Annotated in this window: 15 protein-coding genes and 1 riboswitch; of the genes, 12 read left to right on the top strand and 3 right to left on the bottom strand. The window is 64.9% G+C overall.

What is annotated here, in order from left to right; translation table 11 throughout:
- The first annotated feature begins 91 nt into the window (after window positions 1-91).
- From ftsH to U5709_RS01325, 8 genes are all read left to right on the top strand, one after another.
- Window positions 92-2,032 (top strand): ATP-dependent zinc metalloprotease FtsH, encoded by a 1,941-nt coding sequence (gene ftsH / locus U5709_RS01360; RefSeq protein ID WP_415860340.1) that lies wholly within the window; start codon window positions 92-94, stop codon window positions 2,030-2,032.
- A gap of 8 nt (window positions 2,033-2,040) precedes the next feature.
- Window positions 2,041-3,222: a pyridoxal phosphate-dependent aminotransferase gene (locus tag U5709_RS01355; protein ID WP_321972595.1), complete on the top strand. Its 1,182-nt coding sequence runs from the start codon at window positions 2,041-2,043 to the stop codon at window positions 3,220-3,222.
- 353 nt (window positions 3,223-3,575) lie between these two features.
- A riboswitch (TPP riboswitch) is annotated at window positions 3,576-3,691 on the top strand.
- The gene (gene thiC, locus U5709_RS01350; RefSeq protein WP_321972594.1) at window positions 3,681-4,982 is read left to right on the top strand and encodes a phosphomethylpyrimidine synthase ThiC; all 1,302 of its coding nucleotides are present in this window, start codon (window positions 3,681-3,683) and stop codon (window positions 4,980-4,982) included. (Overlaps the previous riboswitch by 11 nt.)
- Window positions 4,982-5,818: a hydroxyethylthiazole kinase gene (gene thiM, locus U5709_RS01345; protein ID WP_321972593.1), complete on the top strand. Its 837-nt coding sequence runs from the start codon at window positions 4,982-4,984 to the stop codon at window positions 5,816-5,818. Before thiC ends, thiM begins: the two co-directional genes overlap by 1 nt.
- Window positions 5,819-7,333: a bifunctional hydroxymethylpyrimidine kinase/phosphomethylpyrimidine kinase gene (gene thiD / locus U5709_RS01340; protein ID WP_321971391.1), complete on the top strand. Its 1,515-nt coding sequence runs from the start codon at window positions 5,819-5,821 to the stop codon at window positions 7,331-7,333.
- Between the two features lie 777 nt (window positions 7,334-8,110).
- Window positions 8,111-8,755: an amino acid ABC transporter permease gene (locus tag U5709_RS01335; protein ID WP_321972592.1), complete on the top strand. Its 645-nt coding sequence runs from the start codon at window positions 8,111-8,113 to the stop codon at window positions 8,753-8,755.
- A complete protein-coding gene (locus U5709_RS01330; protein ID WP_321971393.1) occupies window positions 8,736-9,410 on the top strand; it encodes an amino acid ABC transporter permease in 675 nt (224 codons plus the stop codon). Before U5709_RS01335 ends, U5709_RS01330 begins: the two co-directional genes overlap by 20 nt.
- 3 nt (window positions 9,411-9,413) lie before the next feature.
- Complete coding sequence (locus U5709_RS01325) at window positions 9,414-10,256, top strand: amino acid ABC transporter ATP-binding protein (RefSeq protein ID WP_321972591.1); 843 nt, start codon at window positions 9,414-9,416, stop codon at window positions 10,254-10,256.
- Between the two features lie 230 nt (window positions 10,257-10,486).
- Here U5709_RS01325 and U5709_RS01320 read toward each other — a convergent pair whose 3' ends face one another.
- The 3 genes from U5709_RS01320 to U5709_RS01310 form a co-directional block, all read right to left on the bottom strand.
- Window positions 10,487-10,783, bottom strand: a complete 297-nt coding sequence (locus U5709_RS01320) for a hypothetical protein (RefSeq protein ID WP_321972590.1) — start codon at window positions 10,781-10,783, stop codon at window positions 10,487-10,489.
- A 305-nt stretch (window positions 10,784-11,088) separates the two neighbouring features.
- A complete protein-coding gene (locus U5709_RS01315) occupies window positions 11,089-11,532 on the bottom strand; it encodes an SPASM domain-containing protein (RefSeq protein WP_321971396.1) in 444 nt (147 codons plus the stop codon).
- Window positions 11,533-11,687: 155 nt separating this feature from the next.
- Window positions 11,688-12,119: a hypothetical protein gene (locus U5709_RS01310; protein ID WP_321972589.1), complete on the bottom strand. Its 432-nt coding sequence runs from the start codon at window positions 12,117-12,119 to the stop codon at window positions 11,688-11,690.
- Between the two features lie 111 nt (window positions 12,120-12,230).
- Here U5709_RS01310 and U5709_RS01305 point away from each other — a divergent pair, with 111 nt between their 5' ends.
- From U5709_RS01305 to U5709_RS01290, 4 genes are all read left to right on the top strand, one after another.
- Window positions 12,231-13,124 (top strand): ATP-binding cassette domain-containing protein, encoded by an 894-nt coding sequence (locus U5709_RS01305; RefSeq protein ID WP_321972588.1) that lies wholly within the window; start codon window positions 12,231-12,233, stop codon window positions 13,122-13,124.
- 599 nt (window positions 13,125-13,723) lie between these two features.
- Window positions 13,724-13,975 carry a hypothetical protein gene (locus U5709_RS01300; protein WP_321972587.1) on the top strand — a complete coding sequence of 84 codons (252 nt, stop codon included), beginning with the start codon at window positions 13,724-13,726 and terminating at the stop codon, window positions 13,973-13,975.
- Window positions 13,957-14,874 carry a HAMP domain-containing sensor histidine kinase gene (locus U5709_RS01295; protein ID WP_321971400.1) on the top strand — a complete coding sequence of 306 codons (918 nt, stop codon included), beginning with the start codon at window positions 13,957-13,959 and terminating at the stop codon, window positions 14,872-14,874. The genes U5709_RS01300 and U5709_RS01295 overlap by 19 nt, the downstream gene beginning before the upstream one ends.
- Before the next feature lie 468 nt (window positions 14,875-15,342).
- Window positions 15,343-16,242, top strand: coding sequence for a substrate-binding domain-containing protein (locus U5709_RS01290; RefSeq protein WP_321972586.1), 900 nt, complete (start codon window positions 15,343-15,345; stop codon window positions 16,240-16,242).
- The last annotated feature ends 41 nt before the right edge of the window (window positions 16,243-16,283 follow it).

Genomic DNA, 16,283 nt, shown 5'->3' with positions numbered 1-16,283 from the left:
AGCACCGCCATTGTCTGACAAGCCACAAAAGCCCGAAGCGCCCGAGGACCGCAAGGGCGGCCAGAAGCGCGACCGCCTCGACCAGTTGCCCCTGCCCGGCGGCGACGGCGGCAAGAATCCCTACGGTGCCGCCCTGCTCATCGTGCTCGCCGTGGCCATTTACCTCATCGTTTCCATGGGCGGCAACCCGTTTACGTCGCAGTCCGAGACCGAGACCATCGCCACCAACGAGTTCGTGACCGCCGTCAACGAGGACCGCGTCCACGATGTGACGTACAAGACCTCCGACGGCTCCGCGAGCGGCGAGTATTGGCACGGCGACTCCAAAAACGAGTCCGACCTGGTCAAATACAAGACCTACTACATCGGCTCCGACTCGCTGCAGGAGCTCATGGCGGCGCACCCCGGCGTCAAGTTCACCATCGACACCACCGACGGCTCGATGCTCGAGACCCTGCTGCTCAGCGTGCTGCCCACGGTGGTCACCGTCGGCGTCTTCATCTACTTCATGCGCCGCATCGGCGACCAGAACGGCCGCGCCATGCAGTTCGGCAAGACGAAGGCCAAGACGGCCCCCGAGGAGCGCCCGCGCGTCAAGTTCGCCGACGTGGCCGGCATCGATGAGGCCGTCGAGGAGCTGCAGGAGGTCCGCGACTTCCTCTCCGAGCCCGAGCGCTATCGCCGCATGGGTGCCAAGATCCCGCGCGGCGTGCTGCTCGTCGGCCCCCCGGGCACGGGCAAGACGCTCTTGGCCAAGGCCGTCGCCGGCGAGGCGGGCGTGCCGTTCTTCTCCATCTCGGGCTCCGACTTCGTCGAGATGTTCGTCGGCGTGGGTGCCTCCCGCGTGCGTGACCTCTTTAAGCAGGCCAAGGCCGCGGCGCCCTGCATCATCTTCATCGACGAGATCGACGCCGTCGGCCGCCAGCGCGGCGCCGGCCTGGGCGGCGGCCACGACGAGCGCGAGCAGACCCTGAACCAGCTGCTCGTCGAGATGGACGGCTTCGAGGAGAACTCCGCCGTCATCCTAATCGCCGCCACCAACCGCCCGGACATCCTCGACCCCGCCCTGCTGCGCCCCGGCCGCTTCGACCGCCGCGTCACGGTGGACCGCCCCGACGTCAAGGGCCGCGAGCAGATCCTGCGCGTCCACGCCGCCAACAAGCCCTTCTCCGAGTCCGTCGACTTCGAGCGCCTGGCCAAGCTGACGCCGGGCTTTACCGGCGCCGACCTGGCCAACCTGTGCAACGAGGCCGCGCTTCTCGCCGCCCGCCGCCGCCGCGCATCTATTGGCGCCAACGAGGTCGAGGAGGCCATGGAGCGCGTCATGGCCGGCCCCGAGCGCAAGAGCCGCGTCATCACCGAGAAGGAGCGCGCGACCATCGCCTACCACGAGAGCGGCCACGCCCTCGTCGGGCACATCCTCGAGAACTCCGACCCGGTCCACAAGATCTCGATCATCGCGCGCGGCCAGGCGCTCGGCTACACCATGCAGGTGCCCGAGGAGGACCACTTCCTCCAGACCCGCGAGGGCATGCTCGACCAGATCGCCGTGCTGCTCGGCGGGCGCACCGCCGAGGAGATGTTCTGCGACGACATCACCACCGGCGCGAGCAACGACCTCGAGCGCGCGACCAAGATCGCGCACGAGATGGTTACCCGCTACGGTATGAGCGACGACCTCGGCGCGCAGGTCTTCGGCGAGGCGCAGCACGAGGTCTTCCTCGGCCGCGACTATGGCCAGAAGAACGACTTGTCGGCCGAGACCGCCAAGCGCATCGACGACGAGGTCGAGCGCATCATGCGCGAGGCGCACGACCGCGCCCGCGAGGTGCTGGCCGACCGCATGGACCTGATGGACACCATGGCGCGCGTCCTGCTGGAGCGCGAGACCGTCGAGGGCGCGGCCGTCGACGCGCTGCTGAGCGGCACGTGGGACGAGTACGTGGCCGCCGAGCAGGGCGGCGTTGCCGCCGCGCCCGCCGCCACCCCGGCCGCCGAGCCCGCCGCCGAACAAACCAACCCCGAGGAATAGGAGACCCCATGAGCATCAACGAGACGAGCTACGCCTACGGCGCGTCGAAGTCCTCCATCCGCGAGATCGCCGCGTACGGCGGCGCCCGCAAGGCCCAGATCGGCGCCGAGAACGTCTTTGACTTCAGCCTCGGTAACCCGTCGATCCCCGCGCCCGAGGCCGTGCGCGCCTCCATCGAGCGCTCGCTTGAGCTGCCCCCGACCGAGCTCCACGGCTACACCGCCGGCGCCGGCTCCATGGCCGCGCGCGAGGCCGTGGCCGCGAGCCTTAACCGCCGATTCGGCACCGAGTACGCCGGCGGCGACGTGTACATGACCTGCGGCGCCGCGGCGTCTCTTTCCATCACGTTCCACGCGGTGGTCAACGAGGGCGACGAGATCATCGTCATCGCGCCGTACTTTCCGGAGTACCGCGTCTGGATCGAGACCTCGGGCGCCAAGCGCGTCGAGGTCATGGCCGATGCCGAGACCTTCCAGGTCGACGTCGAGGCCGTGGCCGCCGCCATCAACGAGCGCACCAAGGCTGTTATCATCAACTCGCCGAACAACCCGGTCGGCTCCGTTTACTCCGAGCAGAACCTGCGCGACCTTGCCCGTGCGCTCAAGGCCGCCGAGGAGCGCCTGGGCACCCAGATCTACCTCGTGGCCGACGAGCCCTACCGCGAGATCACCTATGGCGCCGACGTGCCTTGGGTCCCGGCCATCTACGACCGCACCATCGTGTGCTACTCCTACTCCAAGAGTCTCTCCCTGCCGGGCGAGCGCATCGGCTGGATCCTTGTGCCGAACACGAACCCCGACCACGATCGCCTGGTCTTCGCCATCGCCGGTGCGGGCCGCAAGCTGGGCTTCGTTTGCGCCCCGGCCCTCTTCCAGCGCGTCGTCGTCGACTGCATCGACGAGCCGTCCGACGTGGAGGCCTACGCCAGGAACCGCGAGGCGCTGACCCGCGGACTCTCCGAGCTGGGTTATGAGTACATCGAGCCCGAGGGCGCCTTCTACCTGTGGGTCAAGGCCCTCGAGCCCGACGCCAACGCGTTCTTCGAGCGCGCCAAGGCCCTCGAGCTGCTGCCCGTTCCGTCCGACAGCTTCGGCTGCCCCGGCTGGGTCCGCGTCGGTTACTGCGTGAGCTACGACACCATCGTGAACTCCATGCCCGCGTGGAAAAAGCTCGCCGAGAGCTACAAGTAGGGCTTAGGCGACCCTCTGACCTCAAAGCGGCCGGCGCGGCTTCACCGCGCCGGCCGCTTTTTGCAAGGTTTGGCCGCTCGTGCGACGTTTCCCCGCACCCGCTGCAAGGTTTGGCCGCTCGTGCGACGTGATTTCGGCTGAAACCGCGGCTTTTCAGAAACCTTACCTGCGGTTTTGTCCGCCCGCTGCGCCTCGCGGCCCAAAACTACGTCGCACGAGCGGCAAAACCTTGCACGGAACCTCGCCGAACGTCGCACGAGCGGCAAAACCTTGCATCGGCGCGACCCTCGCGGCCGGTTCGATGCTGCGTCAGCCTCGCCGCGCGCCCGTGGTATAGTCTTTCCCGACAACTGCATATCGTCCAGGGGAGCTGGGATACATGGCCCGGCTGAGAGGAGCGACCCGTAGCCGCTCGACCCTTGAACCTGATGCGGGTAATTCCGACGAAGGGAGTGCGTATGACGCAGATCGAGGCCGCGCGTCGCGGTGAGATCACCCCACAGATCGAGCAAGTCGCCAAAGACGAGTTCCGTGATCCGGAGTTCGTCCGGGAGCGTGTGGCCGACGGCCGAATCGCCATCCCGGCGAACATCAACCACGCGAACCTGCACGCCCACGGCGTGGGCGAGGGCCTTCGCACGAAGGTCAACGTCAACCTGGGCATCTCGGGCGACATCCAGGACGCGCCGCAGGAGTGGGAGAAGGTGGCCATCGCGCAGAAGTACGGCGCCGATGCCATCATGGACCTCTCCAACTCCGGCAAGACGCGCGTATTCCGCCGCCAGCTCATCGAGAAGACGCCGCTCATGGTCGGGACCGTGCCCATGTACGACGCCATCGGCTATCTCGAGACCCCGCTCGTCCAACTCACGGGCGATGACCTGCTGAGCGTTGTCCAGGCGCACGCCGAGGACGGCGTCGATTTCATGACGATCCACGCCGGCTTCAACCGTCGCGTGCTCGACACCTTCATGGAGACGGGCCGCTTGACGAACATCGTCTCGCGCGGCGGCAGCCTGCTCTTTGGCTGGATGATGACCACCGGCAAAGAGAACCCCTTCTACGAGCGCTTCGACGATCTGCTCGAGATTTGCCGCAAGTACGACGTGACCATCAGCCTGGGCGACGCCTGCCGCGGCGGCTCTACCTACGACGCCACGGACGCCTCCGAGGTCGCCGAGCTCATCGAGCTGGGCAAGCTGACCAAACGCGCGTGGGACGCCGGTGTGCAGGTAGTCGTCGAGGGCCCCGGCCACATGGCGCTCGACGAGGTCGCCGCCAACATGAAGCTCCAGAAGCGCCTGTGCCACGGCGCCCCGTTCTACGTGCTCGGGCCCCTCGTGACCGACATCGCGCCCGGCTACGACCACATCACCGCGGCCATCGGCGGCGCCGTCGCGGCGAGCTCTGGGGCCGACTGGCTCTGCTACGTGACGCCGGCCGAGCACCTCAAGCTGCCGGACGCCAACGACGTGCGCGAGGGGCTTATCGCCACGCGCATCGCCGCGCACGCCGCCGACATCGCCAAGGGCGTGCCGTACGCCCGCGACGTCGACAACAAGATGAGCGACGCCCGCCGCCGCGTCGATTGGGACGGCATGTGGGAGTGTGCCCTGGACCCGGAGCGCGCGCAGGAGATCTTGGCCGAGGCGCCGCCCTCGGAGGAGGGGACCTGCACGATGTGCGGCAAGATGTGCGCCGCCCGAACCGTAAACCGCATCATGGAAGGCTTGACCATCGACCTCGGCGAGGAGAAATAATGAAGAACTTTGATTTTGTTGGCGTTGCACTCGATGAGCTCCGCGCGGCCTGCCCACTCGTGCACTGCATTACCAACTACGTGACGGTCAACGACTGCGCCAACGCGCTTCTTGCCATCGGCGGCAGCCCCATCATGGCCGACGAGCCGGCCGACGCCGCGCAGATCACGCGTATCTGCGGCGGCCTCGACCTGAACATCGGCACCCTGAACTCCCGCTCCATCGAGGGGATGCACGCCGCGGGCAAGGTCGCGGGGGAGCTCGGGCACAAGATCCTGCTCGACCCGGTGGGCGCCGGTGCGTCCGACCTGCGCACGAGCACCGCGAGCGCGCTTCTCGACGAGCTGCCCATCACCGTCGTGCGCGGCAACATGAGCGAGATCCGCGCCGTCGCCGGTGCCGCCGCCGCCACGCGCGGCGTGGATGCCAACCCCGACGACGCCGTTACGGACGCCAACCTCGCCGAGTCCGCGGCCTTCGTGCGCGCGCTTGCCGAGAAGGCCGGCTGCGTCGTTGCCGTTACAGGCGCGATCGACCTTATCGCCGACGCGAGCGCGGCCTACGCCGTGCGCAACGGCCTGCCCGTCATGGGTAAGGTCACGGGCACCGGCTGCATGCTCTCGGCCATTATGCCGGCGTTTCTCGTTGCGCACGACGACGCGCTGGAGGCCGCGGTCGCGGCGGTCGCGGCGATGGGCCTCGCCGGCCAGGTCGCCGGCGCGCGCATGGGCGAGCTCGACGGCAACGCGAGCTTCCGCACGTACCTGATTGACGCGCTCTACAACATGACGGGCGAGCAGCTCGCCGCCGGCGCCCTCGTCGAGAAGGTGGCGTAGATGGGCGCCGGAAGCGTCCCGTGCGGCCGAGGTCGCTGGTCTGCCGAGGATATCCGCAGGTCGATGCTGGTATATGCTGTGACCGACCGCGCTTGGCTGCACGGCCGCTCGCTTGCCGATTGCGTCCGCGAGGCTATTGCCGGTGGCGCGACCTTCGTCCAGCTGCGCGAGAAGAGCGCGGCCCACGACGAGGCCCTTACGCTGGCTCGCGAGCTCAAGGCCGTGTGCGGCGAGGCCGGCGTACCCTTCGTGATCGATGACGACGTGGCCCTTGCCGCCGAGGTCGGCGCCGACGGCGTGCACGTGGGACAGTCCGACATGGCCTGCGTCGAGGCGCGGCGGATTCTGGGCGACGACGCCATCGTCGGCGTGAGCGCCCAAACGGTCGAGGCGGCCCTCGCCGCCGAGGCTGCGGGTGCCGACTACCTCGGCGTGGGCGCGCTGCACCCGACGCCGACCAAGCCCGATGCGGTCGACGTTACCATGGATGAGCTGCGGCGCATTTGCGATGCGGTCTCTATTCCGGTCGTCGGGATCGGCGGCGTGGACGCCCGAACCGCCCACGAGCTCGCGGGGACGGGCGTCGACGGCGGCGCGGTTGTTTCGGCGATCTTTGCGGCTGACGACTGCCGCGAGGCCGCGCGCGAGCTCGCCGGCGCGCTCGGTCGAGCTGTGGGGCGCCGCACCCGCCTGCGCTCCGTTATCAGCATCGCCGGCTCCGACTCGTCCGGCGGCGCGGGCATCCAGGCCGACATCAAGACCATCGAGGCCATGGGCCTCTTTGCCCAAACTGCCGTGACGGCGCTTACCGCCCAGAACACGACCGGCGTCTTTGCCGTCGCGCCGACCGAGCCGCAGATGGTGTCCGCGCAGATAGACGCCGTGTTCGACGACATTACGCCCGACGCCGTGAAGATCGGCATGGTCCCTTCCGGCGACGTTGCCCGCGCAATCGCCGAGCGCCTGCGCGCGCACGGGGCACGCAACATCGTCGTCGACCCCGTGATGGTCGCCACGAGCGGAGCCGCGCTCTCGGACGACGATGCCGTCGGCGTCGAGGCGGCCGAGCTCTTCGGCGCGGCCGCCGTCGTGACGCCGAACATCCCCGAGACCGAGGCGCTCCTCGGGCTTCTCGCCACGCGCGGCGACCTCCCGGCAAAAATCGTTTCCGAGGAAGACACGGCATCGGCAGCCAGCGCACTGGCCGCGCACTTTGGCTGCGCGTTTCTCGTCAAGGGCGGCCACGGCACGCACGACGCAAACGACGTGCTCGCCACGCCTGGCGCCGACGGTGTCGTTGAGCTGCGGTGGTTCCGCTCCGAGCGCATCGACAACCCGAACACGCACGGGACGGGATGTACGCTCTCGTCCGCCATTGCCTCAGGGCTCGCGCTTGGGCTCGACGTTCCCGGTGCCGTCGCCGCGGCGAAGGAATACCTGTGCGGTTGTCTGCGCGCTGGCCTCGACCTTGGTCGCGGGTCCGGACCCCTCGAGCACATGTGGGCCTTCCGCTAAGCAACGCGGCCGGCGCGGCTTCACCGCGCCGGCCGCTTTTTGCAAGGTTTCGCCGCCCGTGCGACGTTTCCCCGCACCCGCTGCAAGGTTTCGCCGCCCGTGCGACGTTTCCCCGCACCCGCTGCAAGGTTTCGCCGCCCGTGCGACGTTTCCCCGCACCCGCTGCAAGGTTTCGCCGCCCGTGCGACGTTTCCCCGCACCCGCTGCAAGGTTTCGCCGCCCGTGCGACGTGATTTCGGCTGAAACCGCGGCTTTTCAGAAACCTTACCTGCGGTTTTGTCCGCCCGCTGCGCCTCGCGGCCCAGAACTACGTCGCACGAGCGGCGAAACCTTGCACGGAACCTCGCCGAACGTCGCACGAGCGGCAAAACCTTGCATTGGCGCGACCCTCGCGACCGGTCTTTTGCATCGAACTGCACCCCGTGCGACTTAGAGGCCTTTTGCTGCGGCCAACTGCGCTCCGTGCGACGTTAAATTGCGTCCAAAAGGCCAAATTGCAAAGGTCTCAGAAACCTTACCTGCGATTTTGTCCGTTCGCCGCGCCTCGCGGGCCAAAATCATGTCGCATGAAATGAGGTTCGATGCACGAAATTCGCTTTATGTCGTACGGAAGGCAGTTCGATGCAAAGGTGACGCCGTGTCGGCCATAAAGCGTTGCCGACGCCGTCGCTTATCAACTCTGTTACATCCCCTCGGTTGTTCAATTCCCACCCCGGCACTAGTATTATTCTGCGCTGGGAACCAACCGAGGGGATTTTTGTTTTGGATTTTGAGGCAATGGCGGAGTACCTTCCGCTGTACAAAGACGCCGCGCTGCTCACGCTGGGCATCGGCTGGGCGGGCATCGCGGGGGCCGTCGTCATCGGCTTGGCCGTGGCGCTTATCGTTCACTTCCGCATCCCGGTCGCGCGCCAGATCTGCCGCGCCTACGTGGAGCTCTTCCGCAATACGCCGCTGCTCATCCAGCTGTTCTTCTTCTACTTTGGCCTGCCGCGCTTCGGCTTCAGCATCTCGCCGGAGTTCTGCGGCGCCTTCGGCCTGGCGCTTCACGGCGGCGCGTACATGGCCGAGTCGTTCCGCTCCGGCTTCGAGTCCGTCGACCGCATCCAGCGCGAGACGTCGCTCGCCTTAGGCCTCACCCCCATGCAGGCGGTCCGCTACGTCATCCTTCCGCAGGCCGTCACGCTCGCCTTCCCGTCCCTCGTGGCCAACGTCATCTTCCTGCTCAAAGAAACGAGCGTCTTTTCGGCCATCTCGCTCATGGACCTCATGTTCGTCACCAAGGACCTCATGGGCCTCTACTACCGCACTACGGAGTGCCTGGTCATGCTCGTCCTGTTCTATCTGGTCATCCTTGTGCCTGTGAGCCTCGCGGGATCTGCCATCGAGAGGAGGCTGCGCTATGGAAGCTTTGGGAATTGATGTTCTCTTCAAGGGCACGAACGCCCTGCGCCTGCTGCAGGGCCTCTGGATCGCCGCGCAGATCAGCGGCATCTCCGTGGCGCTCTCCATCGTCCTCGGCGTGCTTCTGGGCATCTTTATGATGTGGAAGAACCCCGTGGCGCGCGTGATCAGCCGCCTCTACCTCGAGATCGTTCGCATCATGCCGCAGCTCGCGCTGCTCTACATCGTGTTCTTCGGCGCCACCCGCGTGCTGGGCATCAACCTCTCCGCCGAGTTCTCGGCCATCATCGTCTTTACCTTCTGGGGTACCGGCGAGATGGGCGACCTCGTGCGCGGCGCGCTGGTGAGCACCCCGCGCCACCAGTACGAATCCGCCGCCGCGCTCGGCCTCACGCGCGCCCAGACCTACGTCCACGTCATCATCCCGCAGGCGGTTCGGCGCCTCGTGCCCGCCGCCATCAACCTGATCACCCGTATGGTCAAGACCACGTCGCTGCTGCTCATGATCGGCATCATCGAGATGATGAAGGTCGGCCAGCAGATCATCGAGGCCAACCGCATGACCTCGCCCAACGCCGTCTTTGGCATCTACGGCACCATCATGCTCCTGTACTTTGCCGTGTGCTGGCCCATCAGCCTGCTCGCGAATCGCCTTTCGAAGAAGTGGAACTAACAAATGGCAGATACGAACACCGCCGCCACGCCCGCCGCCCCGGCCCAGACGACCGACACGCCTGCCGACGCGCCCGCCGCGAACTCCGGCGAGGCCCTCCTCGAGGTCGACCACCTGCGCAAAGCCTACGGCGACCACGTCGTTCTCGAGGACATCTCGCTTGCCGTCAAGCGCGGCGAGGTCATCGTCATCATCGGCCCCTCCGGCTGCGGCAAGTCGACGTTCCTGCGCTGCCTGAACGGCCTCGAGCCCATCCAGGGCGGCAGCGTCCGCGTGGCCGGCGTCGAGGTCGGCGCCGATAAGCGCCAGCTCGTGGCCTTGCGCCAGAAGGTCGGTATGGTCTTCCAGAGCTATGACCTCTTCCCGCACATGACGGTGCTCGACAACATTACCCTCGCGCCGATGAAGGCCCGCGGCGTTTCTCGCGAGGACGCCGAGTCCCAGGCCCGCGCGCTGCTTGAGCGCGTCGGGCTCTCCGACAAGGCCGGCAGCTTCCCGCGCCAGCTCTCCGGCGGCCAGAAGCAGCGCGTGGCCATCGCCCGCGCGCTCGCCATGGAGCCCGAGCTGCTGCTGCTCGACGAGGTCACCGCCGCGCTCGACCCCGAGATGGTCCGCGAGGTCCTCGACGTCATTCTCGACCTGGCCCGCGAGGGCAAGACCATGGTCATCGTCACGCACGAGATGCAGTTCGCGCGCGCCGTGGCCGACCGCGTGCTCTTCTTCGACGGCGGCGGCATCGTCGAGCAGGATATTCCGGAGCGCTTCTTCGACCACCCGCAGACCGAGCGCGCGCAGCGGTTCCTCCACACCTTCGAGTTCGACGCGGTGCGCACGCACGAGGCGTAAGGCGGGCCGCGACCCCGTCCCGCCCGCTCATCACCTGCGCGAACTAACCTGTCCCCAAAATGCAGCTCCCTGCTGTTTGGGGACAGGTTATTTCCTGCAGCGGTTTGGGGACGCACCTGCCAAAGAGGCCCCGTCAACTGTTCAGATAACTGGTTATCGGATTCGCGAGTACGGGCGCTTCTCGGCTTGCCAAAACGTCGAGAGGGTTGGAGAAGAACGGCGCGGTCTGTTCAGGCGACCAGCCTCGACAGCGCGATGACGAGCGCCAGCATCACAATGCCGCGCGCGCACTCCTGCGCAGCACGTCGCCTCTCGCTCAAAGCGGGGGTGTGCCATTCGAGAAGAGCCGCTAGGGCTTGATAACCGTCGCCCTTCATGATCGGGACTAAGTTCAGCAACATCATCCATGCGATCGCGGCGTTGGCGGTGGATGCGCTCGGAATGAGGAGATTCCCGATAACCATGCTCAATGCGTTTGCGAAGATGCCGGTGAGATGAACCGTCGCCCGCTTTCCTTTTGGCAGCAAATAGGATGCCGTTGCCTTGTCTCAGGACAAGCAACTGCCCCGCAAGGCTTGCCGCTATGGTCAAGCCCATCGCCAGGGGCATAACCGCCGAGTCCTCCACCGTTCGCATCTTTAGTTCCGGACCAAGTTTCTGCTTAACTATTTCATATAAAGCCTCATCGGGCTCGTAGCAGCTGTGGCTGGTCATCACAAGTCTGCGGCCCTCATCGAATTCCGCAAGAAGCACTCCAGGGGCGCTACTGATTCTCATGCTCGAGCGCTTCATGGATTCTCTCTAAGTAACGGCCGCCGGCGAAGAGAAGCTCTCATGCCTCGCAGGGCACCGACAACCTCTTCGGGCATTCTTCGGTGATGCCCGCCGCATCAAGAAAGCCGTCGAGGCCTTCCGTAAAGAGCTTCGCGAGCAGCTTGTTGTGTTCCATATCCTTAACGAGCTCAGCCAACGGATTATCGCGCAGGTTTCCGATCCGCAGGATCGTGTTCTGGGCCACTTGTGAGCAGCAGGGATACAGGTCGAGACGCGACGTGATTAACAGCGATCCTTTGCGAGGGGCGGGGCAGAAGAGCCGGTCCTTTCCGACTTCATAGAGGCGAACGAACCGTTCCTCGCTAAAATCCGAAGCAAGGCCTGTTCGAAACACGGGCTGATAAACGAACCTCGTCTTGTACGCGTACTCGCCGAGCTCGTTGAGGATGTCGCCAGGCTGGATGGAGTCGGCAAAGAAGCACCCGACGATGTCCGTCGTCACAGAGTACGCCTGGGCAATATTCGCGCACCTGGTCAAGGACCAGATCTATGTCGCCGGGCGTTAGGGTTACGGCGCGCTCGCGAGCGTCTTTTCGGCCGGAGCAGCACATCTCGCACCGGGCATTGCAGCAATCCGTGATAACGAGCCCGACGTTGTTAAATACCATTGCGCAGAAACCTCCTTTTTGCGGCGAGAGAGATGAGCGCGCCGACGGCGAGCAGGGTTGCCGCATATGCAAAGCACCCGGCGATTGCTTGTCCCTGGTCAGCCAAGAACGACTCCGAGCCCTGCATGTGGAGAATGGTCTCGGCATACAGGCCGCCGTTCTGGTCAAAGCGCTGGATAAGGGGCGCCAGGCCCGAATCGCCTGCCACGGCGACCGAGGCGCCAAGCCACCAAACGAGATAGACGAAGTAGGCGTTCACGAACTTGCCGATAAGCAGGGCAACGCAGCAGAACACGGAAAGATACGAAACGATTAGCGCGCTTACCTGCAGCAACATGCCGGCCCAGATCGAGAAGTCGCCGTACAAAACACATGCGACGAACGAGCAGAGTGCGTAAGCGACGATGAGGCTGGCCGCCATGACGCCGACTTTTGACGCTGCGCGCCAAATTGAGGCCGACGGGCACCGACGGCTACTTGAAGACGGTGTGGGGCGTCGGGTTCAAACTCGTGCCGCAGGGCGGTGCATAGGATGCCCGCCCTTGAGCTGAGGAATATCAAGGTCGGTTTCCATGGGAGAGAGGTGTTGGCGGGCGCGAGCCTCTCGATCGAGACCGGCGACGTCTACCTTCTTGTGGGAAAACCCGGCTCTGGCAAGACGAGCCTGCTGGGTGTCGCGTCTGGTCAGACGGCGCCTCGCTCCGGAACCGTCCGACTCTTCGGCGCCAAGTATGCCCGGTACGGTCGTCGCGTCGGGGCCGTCGTGGGTCATCCAGCCCTCTTTGTCAGCTTGAGCGTGAAAGACAACCTCATGGTTCGCGCAATCTCGCTCGGGGTGCCGCGGCCCGACGTCGTCGTCGGGGGGCTGCTGGCGCGCTTCGCGCTCGACGCGGACGCCGAGACAAAGATCGGTGTGCTCCCCGCTGGGGCAAAAGCCTGGGCAAGCTTGGCCTGGGGTCTAGTCGGATCTCCCGACCTGCTCATTCTTGACGACATTCTTCTGGGCCTCGATCCGATCGACCGCTCGAGAATGGTCGCTGTGCTTCGACGCCTGGCATCCGAGAACGGCCTTACCTTGCTTATCGCCGTGAGGGAGGCCGGCTCCTTGATGCCGCTCGCAACTCGAATCGGCATACTCGCTGAGGGGCGAGTTCGTCATGAATACACTCCGGATGAGCTTCGCCGCATTTTGAAGCGGCGGGTCCGCGTAAGGACGTCCAATATAGAGACGACCCTTGTTCGCCTGGAAAACGCACTCCCGGACGCCGACATTGCGCTCACCGAACGCGGTTTGCTGGAAGTTGCCGGCAGCAATCTGGATGAGGTCTCCAGGCTGCTCGACCGCTTCCCGGAGCGCATCGTCGAGCTTACGGAGACGAGCGCGCTCGCACCCGATGCTTTGGGAGAGGAGGGGCCAGGATGCTGATTTCGATGCTCTCCGCCGATTTCCTCCGAGCAAGAAGGGCTCCCGAGCTCCTTCTTGCGCCGCTCGTTGTGCTGCTGGCGTCAATATACGGCGGTTTTTCTCTTTATGCGTCGATTTCGGGAAACTCGGCACCTGCCTTCGTTCTGCTTACGCCTGGGTCTGGAATCGTCTCGCTGAGCTCCGCTCCATCCATAACGGCCGCCATCGGCGCGACCTGCCTGTCTGGCGGGCTTGTGCCCGTGGTCAGCTCCGTCGCAGTCGCATACTTCCTGCATCGGGGGATCGCCTCGGGTCATGCGGGAGGGCTTGTCGCTTCCGGCGTCGGTAGACGATAGATTCTCGCCGAGGCTTTCGTCATAAGCGCGCTGACGAGCCTAGCCCTTCTTGCTGTCGGTTCAGCGCCCTATTTGGCCTGCTATGCGTTCGGGTGGATCCATACGTCGCTTCCAACGGGGGCGGATGTCGGGGCGATATGGTTTTCGCTGGCCCTGCTTCATTCGACCTTCTATTTGTTTATGGCAGGGTGCCTCGTCCTGCTTGCACGAAGGCTCTGGGCCGGAGTCGTATCGGCTGCGCTGCTCTCTTCCGGTGCGGCTGACATGCTCGTCTCGGCTGCGCTCGGCGTCGCGGGCCCGGGGTTCTCGGTTGCGGGGACGATCAGGCTGCTGCTTCCCGACTCCATCATGGAGGCCCTATGCGCCGACGTGCTTGACCTGACGGCTAAATACGTCGGGGGCGCGAGCCTGCTCGTGTCGGCCGCCCTTACGTACCTGGTCCTTATCGCCATTGTCGTTGCGGCCGGTATCGCGCCGGTCGGGAGGTGCGGCTTGTTATGTCGGTGCTCGTCGTAATACTCGCGTTTCTCATCGGTTTTGCGCTTGCCTTGGCTTTGATTGCGCGCGAGGCGAGAAGGGCCGCATCCGTGCTCGAGCGGCGCGTGCCCGGAAGCTCCGAAAAACTTGCAATTTACCTGCCGTTTTGCTATTTCAAGCGTCTCGCAACCGCCTTTAATTCGGCCCTTGACGAAGAACGAGGCCTTGCGCTTAAGGAGCGAAAGCGAAGCTCCGATCTCCTCAGGATGCTCTCCGACCTTTCCCACGACATTCGGACCCCTCTTGCTGCGGCTAGAGGCCACCTTCAGCTTGCCGTGCTTGAGGATGGGGCCGGCGAATCCGGCGGGGTCGTCGGCGCGGTCGATCATATCAACGCGGCCCTGGGCCGTATCGGCGCCACCTCAGCGATCCTCGACCAGATGCTCGACCTTACGCGCGCCTCGGACCCGGATAAGACCTACGACCTTGCGCCGACTCCTCTCCTGCCTGCGCTTCTTGGCGTGTTGGACAATCATGAGGCGGAGCTCTTGTCCTTGGAGCCGGCGGTTTCCTTCGAGGATGAAGCCGTTCAGGTCGAAGCGGACGCCTCCGCTCTTGAGCGAATCCTCGAGAACCTGGTCACCAATGCGATTCGGCATGGTCGATCGGCCTTGAGGTGCGTCGAGCGGTGGGAGGGTGCCAAAGTTCTTCTGGCCATGTCGAACGAGGTCGCCGATCCCCGGTCAATCGATCCTTCGGCGCTGTTCGACCGATTCTATCGGGCGGACTCTTCGCGTTCCGGTAACGGAACGGGCTTGGGCCTGGCGATAGCCAAAGCTCTTGCCGATGGAATGGGGATGGAGCTTACCACCGACCTGCAAGGGAACGTCATCACTTTTACGCTGGCCATGAATGCAACCCGCACGCACGAGGCGTAAGGCAGGCCGCGGCGGCGCTTCGGGCGGGGCTAAGGGCATAAACTCTGACCTTTTACACTTTAAAATCAAGCTTGGCGAGTAGCCGAGAGATTTGCGGCGGCGTTTGCCCAGTTGGCAAGCGCTGTCGTTTCCAGGTCTACTCGCCGGGCTCAATTTTATAGTGCAAAAAGTCAGAGTTTGTGCTTTGGGGCGCCTTGCCGGCTGCGGGACGCTCGGTCCCGTGGGTCGCCTAGGCCCTCCGATTGCCTGCTGTCGGGCCCTGCTCCGTTCAGATAACTGGTTATCGGAATTGCGAGCAATGGGTGCATATTGTCCGTTTGTGCAGGTAAGCGGCATAATCCGACCTGTGTCGTTGATTCGTAACAATAAATCCTATTGTTCAGCTAGGAATTAAGTGCTTTACTCGTCCCTGCCATTACAGGAGCCCTTCAGGTAGGGCCAATCGAACGAATCATAGGAGAGAACATCATGGCATCCAGCATTTCCCGCAGGAACTTCCTCTTCGGCGCCTTTACCACGGCCGCCCTCACCGCCTCCGTCGCGCTCGGCGGCTGCAGCATCAGCGCCACCTCCAACGGCGGCTCCAGCTCCAGCGGCGACTCCTCCGCCAGCACCTCCGGCTACCGTACTCTCGACGAGATCAAGGAGTCCGGCAAGATCGTCATCGGCGTCTTCTCCGACAAGAGCCCCTTCGGCTACGTCGACGAGAACGGCGAGTACCAGGGCTACGACGTCGAGCTTGCCCGCCAGATCGGCACCGACCTGGGCGTCGAGGTCGAGTTCGTCTCCACCGAGGCCGCCAACCGCGTCGAGTACCTCGAGACCAACAAGGTTGACCTGATCCTGGCCAACTTCACCGTGACCGAGGAGCGCGCCGAGAAGGTCGACTTCGCCGAGGCCTACATGAACGTCGCGCTCGGCGTCGTCTCGCACAAGGACAACGTCGTCACCGACCTCTCCCAGGTGGGCGACCGCACCGTCATCGTGATCTCCGGCACCACCGCCGAGACCTACCTCACCGAGCACAACCCCGACCTCAAGCTCGAGAAGTACGACACCTACGCCGCCGCCAAGACCGCCTTCGAGAACAACAAGGACGCCGTCTGGGCCAACGACAACACCGAGGTCATTGCCTTCGCCAAGTCTTCCGGCACCGACGAGTACGTCGTGGGCATCGAGGAGCTCGGCGACAAGGACACCATCGCTCCGGCCGTGGCCAAGGGCAACGACGAGCTGCTCGCCTGGGTCAACGACGAGCTCTACACTCTCGGCGGCAAGAAGTTCTTCCACACCGACTACGAGAAGACCCTGCTCTCCACCTACGGCGCCGACTACGAGGACACCCTTGTCGTGGAGCCCACCAAGTAATAACCCCCTACCATTTGGGGACAGTCCCCAAACCGCTGCGG

The sequence above is a fragment of the Paratractidigestivibacter sp. genome (genome assembly GCF_963660155.1).
Lineage (GTDB): Bacteria > Actinomycetota > Coriobacteriia > Coriobacteriales > Atopobiaceae > Paratractidigestivibacter.
The sequence above is the reverse complement of the archived record's forward strand: the minus strand, read 5'-3'. Positions and strand labels throughout refer to the sequence as shown.

What these genes read in the sequence shown, in the direction of transcription:
- U5709_RS01325 (WP_321972591.1), top strand. Translation starts at nt 9,414, where the DNA reads ATGGCAGATACGAACACCGCCGCCACGCCCGCCGCCCCGGCCCAGACG.
- thiD (WP_321971391.1), top strand. Translation starts at nt 5,819, where the DNA reads ATGGGCGCCGGAAGCGTCCCGTGCGGCCGAGGTCGCTGGTCTGCCGAG.
- U5709_RS01300 (WP_321972587.1), top strand. Translation starts at nt 13,724, where the DNA reads ATGCTCGTCTCGGCTGCGCTCGGCGTCGCGGGCCCGGGGTTCTCGGTT.
- U5709_RS01295 (WP_321971400.1), top strand. Translation starts at nt 13,957, where the DNA reads ATGTCGGTGCTCGTCGTAATACTCGCGTTTCTCATCGGTTTTGCGCTT.
- thiC (WP_321972594.1), top strand. Translation starts at nt 3,681, where the DNA reads ATGACGCAGATCGAGGCCGCGCGTCGCGGTGAGATCACCCCACAGATC.
- thiM (WP_321972593.1), top strand. Translation starts at nt 4,982, where the DNA reads ATGAAGAACTTTGATTTTGTTGGCGTTGCACTCGATGAGCTCCGCGCG.
- U5709_RS01330 (WP_321971393.1), top strand. Translation starts at nt 8,736, where the DNA reads ATGGAAGCTTTGGGAATTGATGTTCTCTTCAAGGGCACGAACGCCCTG.
- U5709_RS01290 (WP_321972586.1), top strand. Translation starts at nt 15,343, where the DNA reads ATGGCATCCAGCATTTCCCGCAGGAACTTCCTCTTCGGCGCCTTTACC.
- U5709_RS01335 (WP_321972592.1), top strand. Translation starts at nt 8,111, where the DNA reads ATGGCGGAGTACCTTCCGCTGTACAAAGACGCCGCGCTGCTCACGCTG.
- U5709_RS01310 (WP_321972589.1), bottom strand. Translation starts at nt 12,119, where the DNA reads ATGGCGGCCAGCCTCATCGTCGCTTACGCACTCTGCTCGTTCGTCGCA.
- U5709_RS01355 (WP_321972595.1), top strand. Translation starts at nt 2,041, where the DNA reads ATGAGCATCAACGAGACGAGCTACGCCTACGGCGCGTCGAAGTCCTCC.
- U5709_RS01305 (WP_321972588.1), top strand. Translation starts at nt 12,231, where the DNA reads ATGCCCGCCCTTGAGCTGAGGAATATCAAGGTCGGTTTCCATGGGAGA.